The organism is Streptomyces sp. NPDC057136, assembly GCF_042670885.1.
Lineage (GTDB): Bacteria > Actinomycetota > Actinomycetes > Streptomycetales > Streptomycetaceae > Streptomyces.
Genome location: NZ_JBHUUV010000023.1, coordinates 44,015 through 59,712, shown reverse-complemented (window position 1 = coordinate 59,712; position 15,698 = coordinate 44,015). Strand labels below are relative to the sequence as shown.

Below are 15,698 nucleotides of genomic sequence, written 5' to 3'. Positions count from 1 at the left end.
GTCATGGTGATTGACGACAACGCCGCAGGTGTGCGTGCCCAGCCCCGCGACGCCGCCCCCCATTTGCCGGTCGGTCCAAGCTCCGCCCCTCCCTCGGAACGGCCGATTTGAATCGGGCCGAGCCCCGACCGTGACCGAATCTCCCCCAGGATGTGATCTGCGTCCCGGGGGAGAGTCGTTTTCCCAGGTCACGCTAGTCACAGGGTTAAACATCAGGCCCAAAGACCTGTCCAATTCGTGACGTAATGCACTGACAGCAGGTACACGTACAGGACAAGCTGATGTAGGAAGTCGGGGGGATCGATTGAAACCGGGAGTACGTCAGTGAGCGCCATGTCATTTGCCCTGTTGCTGACCACCGCCGCTGCCACGGCTGTCGGCGCCGCTGCTCTGCACGCCGCTCACGGGCTGCGCAAGCAGGTCGCGGCCCTGCGTACGGAGCTGGCCGCAGGCCGGCTCAACGGGGCCACCGTGCCACCGCAGAGCCGCAGCACAGCGACCCCCGCCGCGGAGATACGCGCGGCCGTCACCGAAGCACTCGCCGAGGAGCGGGAGCGCGAGCTCGCCGAGGCGCGGGCCTTCTGGGCCGCCCAGGAGGCCCGCGACGCCGCCGACGCCCCGTCCCTGCTGGGCGGGCTGGCCGGTCTCGGCGACGACGGCCCGTTCTTCCTTCCCCGCCAGGCCGACTTCGCCGGCCTCGAAGCGATGGACCTCGAAGCGACCGAGGCCCTGGAGGAGCTGACGGAGCTCAGCGACCGGGCGATGGCCGAGCGCGAACTCGCCGAGATCACCGAGCTTCCGGAGATCTCCGAGTACCCCGAGGACTCCCCCGAGCTGGCCGCGGCCCGCCGCCGCCACCCCTCGCACCCCGACTTCATCCCCGCACAGACACCCGTGGTCACCGACCACGAGCGCACCGTGAGCCGCCTCGAAGAGCTGGCCGACACGGCCATCGAGCTGACGGACGTCCGTCCCGGGCCGCTCGGCACCCTCGACGTGTACGTCTTCGCGGACGGCACCACGCTCTGCATGACCCCGGGCCACCGGGAGACGGCCGAGCGCCTGGCCGATTCCCTGCGCGCCGGCGAGACACCGGTCCTGCTGGGCGGTTCCGGAGTCTCCGGCGCCTACGCGCTGACCTTCGCCTGCGGCAAGGACAACGTCTACATTCTGGCCGACCGCGTCATCGCCTCGTTCTAAGACGCAGTACGCCCCTGGCGCGGGCCCTACACGAACGCCCGCGCCGCAGCCTCGTCGACGTATCGCACGGCCTCGTCCAGCTCCACCGACGGGGCCGTTACCAGTGCCACCGCCAAGTCGCGTCCCGCGACAGCGAGTTGGTCACCGACGGTGAACACCCCTGCGTCCGGCATGACATGCGGCTCCGCGCCGGGCCGCTCGATCAGCTGGGCCCGGACGGCCAGTTCCCTCGCTGCGGCCAGCGCCTCGGCGGCAGCACCGCGCTGGAGGCGGCTCTGCGGGGCGGAACGCAGACGGTCGGCGAACCGGTCCACGGCGGTGATCAGCGGAGTCGTATCAAGCACTCCGCGACCCTACGCGCCCCGCCCCGGTGGTTGCCAACGGGCGGACGCTCAGGCACGGTGTCGGGAAGGTCCAGCAACGCGCACTGCGTCGGAGGCGCCGATGTCTCAAGTCTTCTCCGAAGAAACCCATCGCAACCTGCTCTCCCGAATCCCTCAATGCACCGGTCGTGAGATCTCCGACTGGCTCCGCACGGTCGACGAAGGCCCGTCCCTCTTCCGCTTCGAGGAGAAGGTCAGCTGGCTGCGGAGCGAACACGATCTGGCCTACGGCCACGCCAAGGCGATCATCCATGAGTACGACCTGAGGCGGGCCGCCCGGAAGCTCGGGTAGGCACGCGCGCCCCCACGGAAACGGAACGGCCCGCAGGCGAGCCTGCGGGCCGTTCCGTCGTACGGGATTCCCTGCGGTCTAGTCGTCGCCGCTCAGGATGGAGAGCACGCGCAGCATCTCCAGGTAGATCCACACCAGGGTCATGGTGAGGCCGAAGGCGGCCAGCCAGGACTCCTCGCGCGGGGCGCCGAAGGCGATGCCGTCCTCGACCTGCTTGAAGTCCAGGGCCAGGAAGCACGCACCGAGGACGATGCCGATAACACCGAACAGGATGCCGAGGCCGCCACTGCGGAAGCCCAGGCCGTCGCCGCCGCCGATGAGGGCGAACAGCAGGTTGACCACCATCAGGAGCATGAAGCCCATGGCGGCGGCCATCACGAAGCCGTAGAAACGGCGCGTGACGCGAATCCAGCGCATCTTGTACGCGAAGAGCACACCGGCGAAGACACACATGGTGCCCAGCACCGCCTGCGCGACCACACCGGGACTGATGTAGGTGCTGACCGCGCTCGAGATGACCCCGAGGAAGACACCCTCGAAGGCCGCGTACGAGATGATCAGCGCCGGGACCGGCTTGCGCTTGAAGGACTGGACGAGCGACAGGACGAACGCCACGAGGGCGGCGCCGATCGCGATGCCGTACGACTTGCCGATATTGGCCTCGTCGACCGGCAGCAGGACCCAGGCGAGCACGGCACCGAGCACCACGGTGCCCAGCGTCATCGCCGTACGCGTGACGACGTCGTCGATCGTCATCGCGCCGGAGCGCGCGGGCGCCTGCGGGGCGCCGTACTGGGTGTCCTGCTGGGCGTAGGGGTTCGTGGCGTACGGGTTGGCGGCGGTGCCCTCGCCGTACGGGTTGGTACCCGTCGCGGGGGCCCCGGCCTGCGGTGCCGCGTTGAAGCCCGCGGTGCCGTTGTCGCGGCTGAACCCCCGTCGCGAGAAGACCGGGTTGCTGCTCCTCATCTCACTCCTCCGTGGCCACACTGCGTGGCCTTCCCACAAGAGTAATGGGTAGGCAAAACAATCGCCCTAGTGCTCGGGGAGGATCTTTGGGGAAGTTGATTCTTTAAGCACCCTCGGGCGACGGCACCCCGCGGCAGGGGCCGCGGTGGTGCCCGGAGCCGGACTCGAACCGGCACGCCCCCGAGGGGCAGCGAGGTTTAAGCTCGCCGTGTCTGCATTCCACCATCCGGGCATGGCGCGCGGCTCCGCGTTGGCACATGACCCTATCCGGGGGCATCCCTCGATCAGCCGAACACTGGCGCGATGTTGTCTTATTTTATTGACTGTTTGAGGGGCCGTCAGCACATTCCCGGGCCCTCACCACATGCCCGGTCCGGACCGCGGCCCTGATGCCCCCTCGCACGGGATTGACGGAAAGTCGCCGCACTCGGACGGCCCAACGCGCCAGGGTTGCGCCACCATTCGCCATGGCTCCGCCACCTCACCCCGCGACGGTGTCGTTGACGCACCGCAGAACCGGCCGGCTCCCCAGCGCCGAGGGGCACTCCAGGACCGCACCTGTGACGTGGAACACCGCGCTCTCACCGGGCAGCAGATCGACGAGCATGTCGTCGACCCCGGCCGCCGGGTCCAGCCGGTCGGGGAAGAGCGCGAGATCGTGCAGGAACGTTTTCGCAGTGAACGCCACCCGGTATCCCGCCCCTGGTTCGTCACCTTCCGTGACCGACACCTCGTACTGAGGCGGCACCCGCGCGAGCCGGGTGTCCTCCTCGTAGAAGTGGACCCCGGATTCCAGGACGCCACGGCGCCCGCCTCGTACCGCGCGGCTCGACCGCCCCGCCCCGCTGAGGGCGGACGCTCTCAGGGGCGGTGTCATACCGCAGGAGTACGCCGGGCCCCTGCCAGTGCGACTCAAGAGGGCCCAAGGAACGGGCACGGGGACTGACGACCGGGCGGGATTCGGCGGTGACGATGGAGGAGTCCCCGAACGAAGCCCCGAACCAGGAGTGTCCCTGTGACCACCACCCCCACCGTTCACCGCGCCACCGCGGTGGCTGCCCGCGCCACGGAGCTGTCGAAGGTCTACGGCCAGGGTGAGACCCAGGTGGTCGCCCTGGACCGGGTCACCGTGGACTTCCCGCAGGGCGAGTTCACCGCGATCATGGGGCCCTCCGGCTCCGGCAAGTCCACGCTGATGCACTGCGTGGCCGGACTCGACAGCTTCAGCAGCGGTTCCGTACGGATCGGCGACACGGAACTGGGGTCCCTCAAGGACAAGCAGCTCACCCAGCTCCGCCGGGACAAGATCGGCTTCATCTTCCAGGCGTTCAACCTGCTGCCGACCCTGACGGCACTGGAGAACATCACGCTGCCCATGGACATCGCGGGCCGCAAGCCCGACGCCGCGTGGCTCCAGAAGGTGATCGACATGGTGGGCCTCTCCGACCGGCTGAAGCACCGGCCGACCGAGCTCTCCGGCGGCCAGCAGCAGCGCGTCGCAGTGGCCCGCGCCCTTGCCTCGCAGCCGGAGATCATCTTCGGTGACGAGCCGACCGGAAACCTCGACTCCCGCTCCGGCGCCGAGGTCCTCGGCTTCCTGCGCAACTCGGTGCGCGAGCTCGGCCAGACCGTGGTGATGGTGACCCACGACCCGGTCGCCGCCTCCTACGCGGACCGCGTGATCTTCCTCGCCGACGGCGCGATCGTCGACCAGATGATGCACCCCACGGCCGACGGGGTCCTCGACCGGATGAAGGCGTTCGACGCGAAGGGACGCACCAGCTGACGTAACGGCAGCTGCCCCCGTCCCCCTTCCGGAACCCATCCCAGGACTACAGACATGTTCCGTACAGCAGTGCGCAATGTCCTCGCGCACAAAGCCAGGCTGCTGATGACCGTGCTCGCCGTGATGCTCGGCGTGGCCTTCGTCTCCGGCACCCTCGTCTTCACCGACACCCTCGGCAACGCCTTCCGCAAGCAGTCGGCGAAGAGCTACGACAACGTCGCCGTCGCCGTGACCACCTACGCCTCCCAGCAGGACGAGGAGTTCAAAGGCGTCGACACCGCCACCCTGAAGAAGATCCAGGGCCTGGAGGGCGTCGACGAGGCGACCGGCCGGGTCTCCGGCTTCGCGGGCGTCGCCGACGCCGACGGCAAGCTCATCGGCAACGGCTGGTCCAACACCGGGGCCAACTTCTCCCCCGGCAAGAACGGCGAGGACGACCAGTACACGTTCATCGACGGCTCGGGCCCCGCACAGGCCGGCCAGGTCGCGCTGGACAAGGACTCCGCGGACAAGGGCGACTACCGCGTCGGTGACCCGGTGCGGGTGGCCACCAACGGACCGGTGAAGGAGTTCACCCTCTCCGGTGTGTTCACCACCGAGGACGGCGCCGTCAACGCAGGCGGCAGCCTGGTGCTCTTCGACACCGCGGTCTCCCAGAAGCTCTACCTCAAGCCCGGCGTCTTCCAGAAGGTCATGATCTCCGCGGCGCCCGGTGCCACCGCCCAGCAGCTGCTGGACTCGGTCAAGCCGCTGCTGCCGAAGTTCGCCGACGCCGAGACCGGACAGGCCCTCGCCGACGAGCAGGCCGCGCAGATCAAGAAGGAGCTCAACAACCTCAACACGATGCTGCTCGCCTTCGCGGGCATCGCCCTCTTCGTCGGCATCTTCCTGATCGCCAACACCTTCACCATGCTGGTCGCCCAGCGCACCAGGGAGCTGGCCCTGATGCGGGCCGTCGGTGCCTCCCGCCGCCAGGTGAAGCGTTCGGTGCTGCTGGAGGCGGGCGTGGTCGGCGCGATCGCGTCGGTGACCGGCTTCCTGCTCGGCCTCGGTCTCGCCGTCGGGCTGCGCTCCGCGATGAGCCTGACCGGCGCCAAGATCCCCGCCGGTCCGCTGGTGATCTCGCCCACCGCGATCGCCGCGGCGCTCGGCGTCGGCATCCTGGTGACGGTGCTGGCCGCCTGGCTGCCCGCCCGCCGGGCCGCGAAGATCCCGCCGGTGGCGGCGATGAGCAGCGTGCACGCCGTGGCCACCACCAAGTCGCTGATCGTACGGAACTCGATCGGCGGGGTGTTCGCCCTGCTCGGCGCGGCGGGGATCGTCGCGGGTGCGGCGGCAGGCAAGGACGGCAAGATGCTCATCGCGGGCGGCGCCTTCCTTGCGCTGATCGGCGTCATCATCCTCATCCCGCTGCTGTCACGCCCGGTGATCGCCCTGGTGCGTCCGCTGCTGATGAAGCTGTTCGGCGTCTCCGGGAAGCTGGCCGCGCAGAACGCGGTCCGTAACCCCCGCCGTACCGGAGCGACCGCCTCCGCCCTGGCGATCGGGCTGACCCTCGTCACCGGCATCTCGGTGCTGGGCGTCACGCTCGGCCAGGCCGTCGACCGGATGACGACGGACAACATCAAGGCCGACTACATGGTCTCGATGGCGAACGGCGACTCGCTCGACGAGTCGGCACTCAAGGCGCTGGAGAAGGCCGACGGCGTCTCGGCGGTCTCCCCCCAGCAGGCCGTCTGGCTCGAAACGGGCAGCTCCGGCTACTCGGCCTCCGGGGTCACCCCCGGGGACGTGCAGAAGGTCCTGGCGGTCAACACCCTGTCCGGTTCGCTGGACACGCTCGCCGACGGCGGGATCGCGGTCTCCGAGAAGACGGCGAAGTCGAACGGCTGGAAGACCGGCGACACGATCACCGTGACGTACGAGGACGAGAAGAAGGGGAAGCTGGAGGTCGGCGCCCTCTACGAGGACAACGAGTTCCTCTCCCCCATCCTCATGCCGAAGGCGGTGGCCGACGCGCACACCACCCACCCGGAGATCCGCGAGATCTATCTGAAGATGGACGGCGGCGCGAGCGAGGCCAACGAGCAGGTCGTGGTCGACGCCCTGGGCGACAACCCGGCGATGAGCATCATGGACCGGCAGGACATCCGGGACATGTTCGGCGGCTTCGTCAACACGGCGCTGAACATCATGTACGGCCTGCTGGCGATGGCTCTGATCATCGCGGTGCTCGGGGTCGTCAACACCCTGGCGATGTCGGTGTTCGAGCGGCAGCAGGAGATCGGCATGGTGCGGGCGATCGGCCTGGACAAGCGCCGGGTGAAGCGCATGATCCGGCTGGAGGCCGTGGTCATCTCGGTCTTCGGCGCACTGGTCGGCGTCGGGCTCGGTACGTTCCTCGGCTGGGCGATCGGCCAGACACTGGCCCCGTCCATCCCGCAGTACGCACTCGTCATCCCGTGGGACCGGCTCGCGCTCTTCCTGGCGCTGGCAGGACTGGTGGGTGTGCTGGCCTCGCTCTGGCCGGCCCGCAGCGCCGCGAAGCTGAACATGCTGACGGCGATCAAGACCGAATAGCGCTCGTCGGGGCGCACGAGGGGCCGGTATCCGCACCTGCGGACACCGGCCCCTCTTCCGTGCTCAGCCCGTCGTCGCCCTCCAGTCGCGGGCGCGCAGCGGCATACGGGCGGCCCCGCCCTCCTCCGGGCGCACCGCGAGGATCTGGTTGACACCGATCCTGTTGCGCTCGAAGGAGAGCGCGGAAGCGGCCATGTAGAGCCGCCAGACCCGCGCCCGGCCGGGCGAGGTGGCCCGTACGGCGGCGTCCCAGTGCCGTTCCAGGTTGGTGACCCACCGGCGCAGGGTCAGGGCGTAGTGCTCCCGGATCGCCTCGACGTCCCGGGCCTCGAATCCGGCCTCCTCCAGGGCGGCCATGGTCCGGCCGACCGGGGCCAGTTCGCCGTCGGGGAAGACGTACGCGTCTATGAACTCGTCGATGCGGTAGGCGGACTCGTCCTTCTCGGGGCGGCGGGCGATCTGGTGGTTCAGCAGCCGGCCGCCGGGCCTGAGAAGCGCGTAGAGGGCATCGGCGTACTCACGGAAGCGGACCGTGCCGACGTGTTCGGCCATCCCGATCGAGGAGATCGCGTCGTACGGGCCGTCCCTGACGTCCCGGTAGTCCTGGACCCGGATCTCGATCCGGTCGGTGAGGCCTTCTTCGGCGATGCGCTTGCGGGCGAAGGCGGCCTGTTCGGTGGAGAGGGTCACTCCGGTGACCTGGGCGCCGTACTCACGGGCGGCGTGGATGGCCATCGAGCCCCAGCCGCAGCCGACGTCCAGGAGGCGGTCGCCCTCCTTGAGCCCGAGCTTGCGGCAGACCAGGTCGAGCTTGTCGCGCTGGGCGTCCTCCAGGGTGCCGCCCTTCTCCCAGTAGGCGCAGGAGTAGACCATGGACGGGCCGAGGACCAGTTCGTAGAAGTCATTGCCCACGTCGTAGTGGTGGCTGATGGCCTCCTTGTCACGTCGCTTGGTGTGCAGCGGGCCGGTGCGGCGGCGTACCTCTTCGACGGGCGGGGCGGGCGGCGGCCAGGGTCCGGCCACCTGGACGAGACCGCGGGCGAAGGCGCGGACCTTCGGGTCGCGGACGGGGTGGACGGAGTCCTTCGCGTCGGCGCCGCGCTCCCAGAGCAGAGCGGCCAGCCGGTCCAGGACCTCGTAGAGGTCTCCTTCGATGTCGATCTCACCGGCCACCCAGGCGCGGGCGAGGCCCAGTTCGCCCGGTTTCCAGAGCAGCCGGCGCAGGGCACGGCGGTGGCGGATCACGAGGACGGGGGCGCCCGGCGGCCCGGACTCGCTGCCGTCCCAGGCCCGGATGCGGACCGGTAGGGGCTCTCCCAGCAACTCTTCGGCGAAAGCGGTCAGCCGCGATGCGGCGTCTGCCATGGCGCACACCTCCGTGGTGGTGTTTCCCAACATGCTCAAATTTCCACAAACATGCCTAAAACCACGTCACGACACCTCGGAGCCGTGACGAGGTACACCTCGGTCAACAGTGTCGGCAGCGCAACCCATCCCCGCTACCACGCAATGGAACGGCAAAATACCTGCATGCCACATCTATCCGCTGCCGTACCGGCCACCGGCACCCCCCGGCACCGGGAGCCGGGCGGGCCCGGATACGCCGAAGGGGCCGCCCGCACCACGGATGGCGGACGGCCCCTTCGGGCGTGGAACCATGCGGCCCGGGTCAGGAGGCCTTGGCCTTCTCACCCTCGGACTTGGCGGCGGCCGGAGCCGGGGCCGGCTTGGCGGCCTCGTAGAACTCCTCGCGCGGAGTCTCCATGGCACCGAGCGAGACGACCTCGCGCTTGAGGAACATCGCAAGCGTCCAGTCCGCGAAGATCCGGATCTTACGGTTCCAGGTCGGCATCGCCATGCCGTGGTAGCCACGGTGCATGTACCAGGCGAGACGGCCCTTGAGCTTGATCTTCACCTTGCCGATGACGATCATCGCAACGCCCTTGTGCAGGCCGAGACCGGCGACCGCACCCTTGTTGGCGTGGCTGTAGTCGCTCTGCGGGAAGCCGCGCATCCCGGAGATGACGTTGTCGCCGAGGACCTTGGCCTGACGCAGCGCGTGCTGGGCGTTCGGCGGGCACCAGGCGTTCGGGTTGCCGGCCTTGCGGCCGACCAGGTCCGGAACCTGGGCGTTGTCGCCCGCGGCCCAGATGTAGTCGGTGCCCTGCACCTGGAGCTTCTCGGAGGTGTCGACGTGACCACGCGGGCCGAGCGGCAGACCGAAGCGGGCCAGTGCCGGGTTCGGCTTCACGCCGGCCGTCCACACGATGGTGCTGGAGTCGACCTCGAGGCCGTTCTTCAGCACGACGTGACCGTCGACGCACGAGTCCATGGAGGTGGAGAGGTAGATCTCCACACCGCGGCCCTCGAGGTGCTCCTTGCCGTACGCGCCCAGCTTCGGGCCGACCTCGGGAAGGATCTTGTCGGCGGCGTCGACGAGGATGAAGCGCATGTCCTCGCGCTTCACGTTCGTGTAGTACTTCGCCGCGTCCCGGGCCATGTCCTCGACCTCACCGATGGTCTCCGCACCGGCGAAACCGCCGCCCACGAAGACGAACGTGAGCGCCTTGCGGCGGACGTCCTCATCGGTCGTCGAGTCAGCCTTGTCCAGCTGCTCGAGGACGTGGTTGCGCAGGCCGATCGACTCCTCGATGCCCTTCATGCCGATGCCCTGCTCGGCGAGGCCGGGGATCGGGAAGGTACGGGAGACCGCGCCCATCGCGATGACGAGGTAGTCGAAGGGCAGCTCGTAGGCCTCGCCGACGAGCGGCGCGACCGTGGCGACCTTGCGGTCCTGGTCAATGGTGGTGACGCGACCGGTGAGCACCTCGGCCTTCGGCAGGACGCGTCGCAGCGGGACGACGACATGCCGAGGGGAGATGCTGCCGGCAGCAGCTTCGGGGAGGAAGGGCTGGTACGTCATGTACGAGCGAGGGTCGACAACCGTGACGGTCGCCTCCCCGTAGCGCATCTTCTTCAGAATGCGACGAGCTGCGTACAGGCCTACGTACCCACCGCCTACAACGAGGATCCTGGGACGCTCCGTGGTGCTCATGCCATCGAGTATCCACCCCCCTCGGGGCACCTGCTCGTGAGCCCCTTCACAAGCTATCCGCTCCCCTCTGCTACACTCCGCCGCCCACGTGACCCAGGTCATGGCACCTGAGGGGAACCACGGTGCCGTAGCGAACGTTGTTCACCGCTTGTGAGCTGGCCCTTGTGGCTTCGGAGGGGCTGAACCACGGCTTCGGTTCACCCACGCGCAACATGCGCGGAACCCGTCCGCACCCGCGCCGCGAGGGCCCTCCGGCAGCCGTTGCGGCCCCCGATGGGCCGAACAGCACCCAACCGGGCCGAATTCCTTGTGAAGAAGTTCACGAAGTTCGTCGCGGCGGGTCCCCGAAGGGGCCTCGCGAGCACCCCTGAACGGCTCAGAGGTGCAGGCCGGAGTGCGTTTGAGCGAGCGTCAGAGGCGGCTGCGGCTACGCCACCGAGAGCGCGATCCCGTCCAGAATGTCGTGCTCGCTGACCACGACTTCACGGGCTCCGGTCCGCTCCATGACGGCGAGCAGGATCAGCGCCCCCGAGGCGATCACATCGACCCGTCCCGGGTGCATCGCGGGGATCGCGGCGCGCTCCTCGTGCGTGGAGCCGATCAGCCGCCCGGTGATCTTCTGGACCTGTTCGAAGGAGACCCGGGAGTGGTGGATCGCCTCGGGGTCGTACTCCGTCAGTTCCAGGGCGATCGCGGCCACCGTGGTGACCGTGCCGGCCAGGCCGACGAGCGTGGCGGCCTCCGCGATCGGCACGGTCTCCACGGCGAGGTCCAGGGCGGCGCCGATGTCCGCGCGGATCGCGGCGACCCGGGCGGGGGTGGGCGGGTCCACGACGGTGCCGTCCTGGACCAGGTGACGTTCGGTCATCCGTACGCAGCCCATGTCCACTGACCTGGCCGCGCGGACCTCGTCGTCGCCGACCACGAACTCGGTGGAGCCGCCGCCGATGTCCACGACGAGATACGGCTTCGCCAGGTGGTCGCTGCCGGCCAGCTCCTTGGTGGCGCCGTCGAAGGAGAGCTGCGCCTCCTGGTCGCCGGTGATGACCTCGGGCTCGACGCCCAGGATGTCCAGGACGCCCCGGACGAACTCGTCGCTGTTCTCCGCGTCGCGCGAGGCCGAGGTGGCGACGAAGCGAAGCCGCTCGGCCCCCAGCTCCTTGATCACCGCGGCGTACTCGCGGCAGGCGCCGAAGGTGCGCTCCAGCGCCTCGGGGTCCAGCCGCCCGGTCCGGTCGACGCCCTGACCGAGACGCACGATCTGCATCCGGCGGTCGAGCTCGGTGAGCTCGCCCGTAGCGGGGTCGGCGTCGGCGACGAGCAGACGGATGGAGTTGGTACCGCAGTCGATGGCGGCAACGCGGGTCATACGGGCTCCTGTGGTGGTGGTGTCGGAGGCTCGGCCCCCGGGCCCCCGGCTCTTCAACCGCCGGACAACCAAGCCCGTCCGGCGATTGAGGACATCTTTCAGCCCCTCCGGCGTTCGAGGACCGGGGTCCGGGGCGGAGGGGCTGGGGGTGCGGGAGGTCAGGCCTCGTCGGCGCCGCACGGCGATACGCACGGCCCCTTCGCCCACCACTCCGGCAGCATCGCGATCGCCTCGTCGCCCAGCGGGTTCACCCCGGGGCCGGCCGCCAGCGAGTGGCCGACCAGGACGTGCAGGCACTTCACCCGGTCCGGCATGCCGCCCGCGCTCGGGAAGCCCTCCAGGACCTCGATGGCGTCGCGGCGCGCGATGTAGTCCTCGTGCGCCGCGCGGTACGCGGCGGCGAGCTCCGGGTCCGTCTGCAGACGCTCGGTCATCTCCTTCATGACCCCGTTGGCCTCCAGCGTGCCGATCGCGGAAGCGGCACGCGGACAGGTCAGATAGAAGGTCGTCGGGAACGGCGTGCCGTCCTCCAGACGGGGCTGCGTCTCGACCACGTCCGGGTTGCCGCACGGGCAGCGGTGCGCGATGGCGCGCAGTCCGCGCGGCGGGCGCCCGAGCTGCTGCTGGAACGCGGCGATGTCCGCGTCGGTGGGCGTGGTGGACTCGGTCTGCGGAGGGGGGGTTTCCATGCCTGCCTTGGTTCTGCTCGAAGGTGCTTCTCAGATGGTGCGGGTGGTGCACGTGGTGCGGGTCGGTCGCGTGGTGCCGGTCAGTCGCGGTCGGCGGTGTCCACGCCGTCCCAGAGGTTCGAGTGCCACGCACGGTCCGTCGTGCCCGGCTCCCCGCGGCGGTCCTCGGCCGCGCCGGGGTCGATCACGGTGTAACCGGTCTCCCCCGGACGTACGTAATGAAGGTGCTCGCGGGCCAGCCGCCGGATGTACGCGTCGTCCTTGAGCCGCGCCTTCTCGTCGCGCAGCTCCTCGGTCCGCTGGCGTGCCTTCTGCGACAGGCGCTCCTGGTCGGCGATCGCCTCGCGCTGGGAGACGTACTGCCGCATCGGGTACGCGAGCGCGACCACGAGGGAGCAGACGACCAGGGCGAGGAACGCGGCGCGGCCAGTGAGCCGCGAGCGGCGGGCCTGGCGTCGGTTCTGGGACCGGTAGACGCGGGCCGCGGTCTGCTCACCGAGCAGTCGCAGCCTGGTCGCGGTGGAGAACTGGTCGCGGTCCTTCCCGGCCATCTCTCACGCCTCCCCATTACACACGTCGGTCCCCGCACACGGTACGGGACCGAGTGCGGGGACGGACGGAGGCTGGTGACTTCGGCCCGCGAGGGGCCGGTGGTCAGCCCTGGGAGCCGGCGATCAGCCCTTGCTGTGCTTATCAGTTCGCAAAGCGAAACCGCGGGAACGCCGAGCGGCCCGCGTACACCGCCGCGTCGTCGAGGATCTCCTCGATGCGCAGCAGCTGGTTGTACTTGGCGACACGGTCCGAGCGGGCCGGGGCGCCGGTCTTGATCTGACCGCAGTTCACGGCGACGGCGAGGTCGGCGATGGTGACGTCCTCGGTCTCACCGGAGCGGTGCGACATCATGCACTTGAAGCCGTTGCGCTGGGCCATCTCGACGGCGTCCAGGGTCTCGGTCAGCGAACCGATCTGGTTGACCTTGACGAGCAGGGCGTTCGCGGAGCCCTCCTCGATGCCACGGGCCAGACGCTCCGGGTTGGTGACGAACAGGTCGTCACCGACGATCTGCACCTTGGAGCCGAGCTTCTCGGTGATGACCTTCCAGCCGGCCCAGTCGTCCTCGTACAGCGGGTCCTCGATGGAGACCAGCGGGTACGCGGAGACGAGCTCCTCGTAGTACTCGGTCATCTCGGCGGCCGAGCGGGACTTGCCCTCGAACTCGTACTTGCCGTCCTTGTAGAACTCGGACGCGGCGACGTCGAGCGCGAGGCCGACGTCGCGGCCGGGAACGTAACCGGCCTCCTTGATGGCCTCGACGATGAGGTCCAGCGCGGCGCGGTTGGACTCCAGGTTCGGGGCGAAGCCGCCCTCGTCACCGAGACCGGTCGACAGGCCCTTGGTCTTCAGGACCTTCTTCAGCGTGTGGTAGATCTCCGCGCCCCAGCGCAGGGCCTCGGAGAAGGACTCCGCACCGATCGGCGCGATCATGAACTCCTGGATGTCCACGTTGGAGTCGGCGTGCGAGCCGCCGTTCAGGATGTTCATCATCGGAACGGGCAGCAGGTGCGCGTTCGGGCCGCCGAGGTAGCGGAAGAGCGGCAGGTCGGACGCCTCGGAGGCGGCGTGCGCCACGGCCAGCGAGACGCCGAGGATGGCGTTGGCGCCGAGCGAGCCCTTGTTCTCGGTGGCGTCCAGGTCGAACATCGCCTGGTCGATGAGGCGCTGCTCGGTGGCGTCGTACCCGACGAGCTCCGGGCCGATCTGCTCGATGACGGCGAGGACGGCCTTCTCGACGCCCTTGCCCATGTAACGGTTGGGGTCTCCGTCGCGAAGCTCAATGGCCTCGAACGCACCGGTGGAGGCGCCGGACGGAACAGCAGCACGTCCCGTGCTGCCGTCGTCGAGGCCAACCTCGACCTCGACCGTGGGGTTGCCCCGGGAGTCGAGGATTTCCCTGGCTACGACGACGTCGATGGACGGCACGAGGCATCTCCTTCTGGGATATGACACTGGTTGTGCAGGGTCACTGTGGCCTTGCGACACGAGCCTATCCGGCCGGACCCCATCGGCCAGCCGGGCGCCCGTCCCCTGGGACGAAAAAGGACCCAACGGTATGCATTCACGGGCAAAGGTCCAGAAATTTACTGACCAGTAACTACAACACTTGAACGATCAACGTCACCGGAGCGGAAAAACCGCGCGAAATCACTGGCGCGGAAAAACCCCGACCCGGCACGCACGGGGGAGAGCGCACCGGGTCGGGAGCAAAGGGGGAGGGATGCCGCCGGACACCCTCCCGGGGGAGGAGAGTCCCAGGTACTACTTCGTCAGGTGGAGCTGCTGGCCCGGGAAGATCAGGTCGGCGTCCTTGACGATGTCGTCGTTCAGCTTGAACAGCTTCTCCCAGCCGCCCTTGACGTCGCGCTTCTCGGCGATCTTGCTGAGGGTGTCGCCGGCCTTGACCTTGTACTCGCCGTCACCCTTCTTGACCTTCTCGCCGGTCGGGGTGGTGACGGTCTTGGGCGCCTCGGTCTTCGGGGCGGTGCGCTGCTCGCTGCGCGTGGTGGGCTGCTCGGCCTGACGCTCCGGCTGGGCCTGCTGCTCGTCGGCGCTGTCCTGCGTGGAGCCGGTGTCGACACCCGGGTCCACACCGTCATTGGTCAGGTTGCCGGCACCGGCGCAGGCCCAGGCACCCGGGCCCTGCATGTCGAGAAGCTTCTCGGCGGCGGCGATCTGCTGCGACTTGGTGGCCAGGTCGGCGCGGGAGGCGTACTGCGTACCGCCGGCGGCGGCCCAGCTGGACTCCGAGAACTGCAGGCCGCCGTAGTAGCCGTTGCCGGTGTTGATGGACCAGTTGCCACCGGACTCACACTGGGCGACGGCGTCCCACGTGGCGACCGAGGCGGCGGAGGCGCCGGTCGCACCCATCAGCGGGACGACGACTGCGGCACCGGCGACACCGGCGAGCGTGGCGACACGGACGGCCTTGGACGGGCGGCGGTGCTTGGCCTTGCTGGAAAACAGCATGGAGCTTCTCCTCACCGACGCCTACGAGGTGAGCTGTCGGGTTCGGGCCAAGTGAGTTGCCCGGTCGCACGTCCTAGCACGCGACTTCACCCCAAGCCGGTCCTGAGTCGTCTTGCGACGATCGGGCCCGGCACTTACCTGGGTCCCCCGCTCCTGCCTACGGCGCTTTACGCGTCTGTTCCCTTCGACCGACGGCAGGATTCGGCGTGACGGTCGACGGGGCCCGCGGTGCGAGCGGTTCTGACCGTAAACATAGCCAACCCCGACATTCAAAGAGGGACATATCGACCATTCATGCCCTAGTCACCCTGGACGAATGAACGTTTCCGCAGGTCGGAGGGGGCGCAGACGTAC

The 15,698-nt window shown here is 69.0% G+C and carries 14 protein-coding genes, 1 tRNA gene and 1 riboswitch; of the genes, 4 read left to right on the top strand and 11 right to left on the bottom strand.

Annotation, left to right across the window (positions count from 1 at the left end):
* Positions 1–333 precede the first annotated feature (333 nt).
* Positions 334–1,200: a hypothetical protein gene (locus ACFT7S_RS25175; protein ID WP_382735605.1), complete on the top strand. Its 867-nt coding sequence runs from the start codon at positions 334–336 to the stop codon at positions 1,198–1,200.
* A 26-nt stretch (positions 1,201–1,226) separates the two neighbouring features.
* Here ACFT7S_RS25175 and ACFT7S_RS25170 read toward each other — a convergent pair whose 3' ends face one another.
* Entirely contained in the window at positions 1,227–1,544 is a 318-nt protein-coding gene (locus tag ACFT7S_RS25170; RefSeq protein ID WP_382735490.1) for a hypothetical protein, read from the bottom strand.
* A gap of 100 nt (positions 1,545–1,644) precedes the next feature.
* Between ACFT7S_RS25170 and ACFT7S_RS25165 the strand changes: the two genes are divergently transcribed.
* A complete protein-coding gene (locus ACFT7S_RS25165) occupies positions 1,645–1,875 on the top strand; it encodes a DUF4287 domain-containing protein (protein WP_328910564.1) in 231 nt (76 codons plus the stop codon).
* 78 nt (positions 1,876–1,953) lie between these two features.
* Here ACFT7S_RS25165 and ACFT7S_RS25160 read toward each other — a convergent pair whose 3' ends face one another.
* The 3 genes from ACFT7S_RS25160 to ACFT7S_RS25150 form a co-directional block, all read right to left on the bottom strand.
* A complete protein-coding gene (locus ACFT7S_RS25160) occupies positions 1,954–2,841 on the bottom strand; it encodes a Bax inhibitor-1/YccA family protein (protein WP_382735488.1) in 888 nt (295 codons plus the stop codon).
* A gap of 146 nt (positions 2,842–2,987) precedes the next feature.
* Positions 2,988–3,073, bottom strand: a tRNA-Leu gene (locus tag ACFT7S_RS25155).
* A gap of 249 nt (positions 3,074–3,322) precedes the next feature.
* Complete coding sequence (locus ACFT7S_RS25150) at positions 3,323–3,718, bottom strand: hypothetical protein (RefSeq protein WP_382735486.1); 396 nt, start codon at positions 3,716–3,718, stop codon at positions 3,323–3,325.
* A gap of 138 nt (positions 3,719–3,856) precedes the next feature.
* Here ACFT7S_RS25150 and ACFT7S_RS25145 point away from each other — a divergent pair, with 138 nt between their 5' ends.
* Both ACFT7S_RS25145 and ACFT7S_RS25140 read left to right on the top strand, forming a co-directional pair.
* Positions 3,857–4,627: an ABC transporter ATP-binding protein gene (locus tag ACFT7S_RS25145; protein WP_382735484.1), complete on the top strand. Its 771-nt coding sequence runs from the start codon at positions 3,857–3,859 to the stop codon at positions 4,625–4,627.
* A gap of 54 nt (positions 4,628–4,681) precedes the next feature.
* A complete protein-coding gene (locus tag ACFT7S_RS25140) occupies positions 4,682–7,207 on the top strand; it encodes an ABC transporter permease (RefSeq protein ID WP_382735482.1) in 2,526 nt (841 codons plus the stop codon).
* Between the two features lie 63 nt (positions 7,208–7,270).
* Here the strand turns inward: ACFT7S_RS25140 and ACFT7S_RS25135 are convergent, their stop codons facing one another.
* From ACFT7S_RS25135 to ACFT7S_RS25105, 7 genes are all read right to left on the bottom strand, one after another.
* Positions 7,271–8,572, bottom strand: coding sequence for a class I SAM-dependent methyltransferase (locus tag ACFT7S_RS25135; protein ID WP_382735480.1), 1,302 nt, complete (start codon positions 8,570–8,572; stop codon positions 7,271–7,273).
* Positions 8,573–8,876: 304 nt separating this feature from the next.
* Positions 8,877–10,262, bottom strand: a complete 1,386-nt coding sequence (locus tag ACFT7S_RS25130; RefSeq protein ID WP_382735478.1) for an NAD(P)/FAD-dependent oxidoreductase — start codon at positions 10,260–10,262, stop codon at positions 8,877–8,879.
* 427 nt (positions 10,263–10,689) lie between these two features.
* The gene (locus tag ACFT7S_RS25125; protein ID WP_382735476.1) at positions 10,690–11,631 is read right to left on the bottom strand and encodes an exopolyphosphatase; all 942 of its coding nucleotides are present in this window, start codon (positions 11,629–11,631) and stop codon (positions 10,690–10,692) included.
* 158 nt (positions 11,632–11,789) lie between these two features.
* A complete protein-coding gene (locus tag ACFT7S_RS25120) occupies positions 11,790–12,320 on the bottom strand; it encodes a DUF501 domain-containing protein (protein WP_382735475.1) in 531 nt (176 codons plus the stop codon).
* Between the two features lie 80 nt (positions 12,321–12,400).
* A complete protein-coding gene (locus tag ACFT7S_RS25115) occupies positions 12,401–12,871 on the bottom strand; it encodes a septum formation initiator family protein (RefSeq protein ID WP_382735473.1) in 471 nt (156 codons plus the stop codon).
* A gap of 142 nt (positions 12,872–13,013) precedes the next feature.
* Positions 13,014–14,300: a phosphopyruvate hydratase gene (eno, locus tag ACFT7S_RS25110; protein WP_382735471.1), complete on the bottom strand. Its 1,287-nt coding sequence runs from the start codon at positions 14,298–14,300 to the stop codon at positions 13,014–13,016.
* A gap of 336 nt (positions 14,301–14,636) precedes the next feature.
* The gene (locus tag ACFT7S_RS25105) at positions 14,637–15,344 is read right to left on the bottom strand and encodes a transglycosylase family protein (protein WP_382735469.1); all 708 of its coding nucleotides are present in this window, start codon (positions 15,342–15,344) and stop codon (positions 14,637–14,639) included.
* Between the two features lie 3 nt (positions 15,345–15,347).
* A riboswitch (cyclic di-AMP (ydaO/yuaA leader) is annotated at positions 15,348–15,519 on the bottom strand.
* Positions 15,520–15,698 lie beyond the last annotated feature (179 nt).

Excerpts from the sequence above, each read along its gene's own strand:
- ACFT7S_RS25175 (WP_382735605.1), top strand. The coding sequence starts at position 334 with ATGTCATTTGCCCTGTTGCTGACCACCGCCGCTGCCACGGCTGTCGGC.
- ACFT7S_RS25165 (WP_328910564.1), top strand. The coding sequence starts at position 1,645 with ATGTCTCAAGTCTTCTCCGAAGAAACCCATCGCAACCTGCTCTCCCGA.
- ACFT7S_RS25160 (WP_382735488.1), bottom strand. The coding sequence starts at position 2,841 with ATGAGGAGCAGCAACCCGGTCTTCTCGCGACGGGGGTTCAGCCGCGAC.
- ACFT7S_RS25150 (WP_382735486.1), bottom strand. The coding sequence starts at position 3,718 with ATGACACCGCCCCTGAGAGCGTCCGCCCTCAGCGGGGCGGGGCGGTCG.
- ACFT7S_RS25140 (WP_382735482.1), top strand. The coding sequence starts at position 4,682 with ATGTTCCGTACAGCAGTGCGCAATGTCCTCGCGCACAAAGCCAGGCTG.
- ACFT7S_RS25135 (WP_382735480.1), bottom strand. The coding sequence starts at position 8,572 with ATGGCAGACGCCGCATCGCGGCTGACCGCTTTCGCCGAAGAGTTGCTG.
- ACFT7S_RS25130 (WP_382735478.1), bottom strand. The coding sequence starts at position 10,262 with ATGAGCACCACGGAGCGTCCCAGGATCCTCGTTGTAGGCGGTGGGTAC.
- ACFT7S_RS25125 (WP_382735476.1), bottom strand. The coding sequence starts at position 11,631 with ATGACCCGCGTTGCCGCCATCGACTGCGGTACCAACTCCATCCGTCTG.
- ACFT7S_RS25120 (WP_382735475.1), bottom strand. The coding sequence starts at position 12,320 with ATGGAAACCCCCCCTCCGCAGACCGAGTCCACCACGCCCACCGACGCG.
- ACFT7S_RS25115 (WP_382735473.1), bottom strand. The coding sequence starts at position 12,871 with ATGGCCGGGAAGGACCGCGACCAGTTCTCCACCGCGACCAGGCTGCGA.
- ACFT7S_RS25105 (WP_382735469.1), bottom strand. The coding sequence starts at position 15,344 with ATGCTGTTTTCCAGCAAGGCCAAGCACCGCCGCCCGTCCAAGGCCGTC.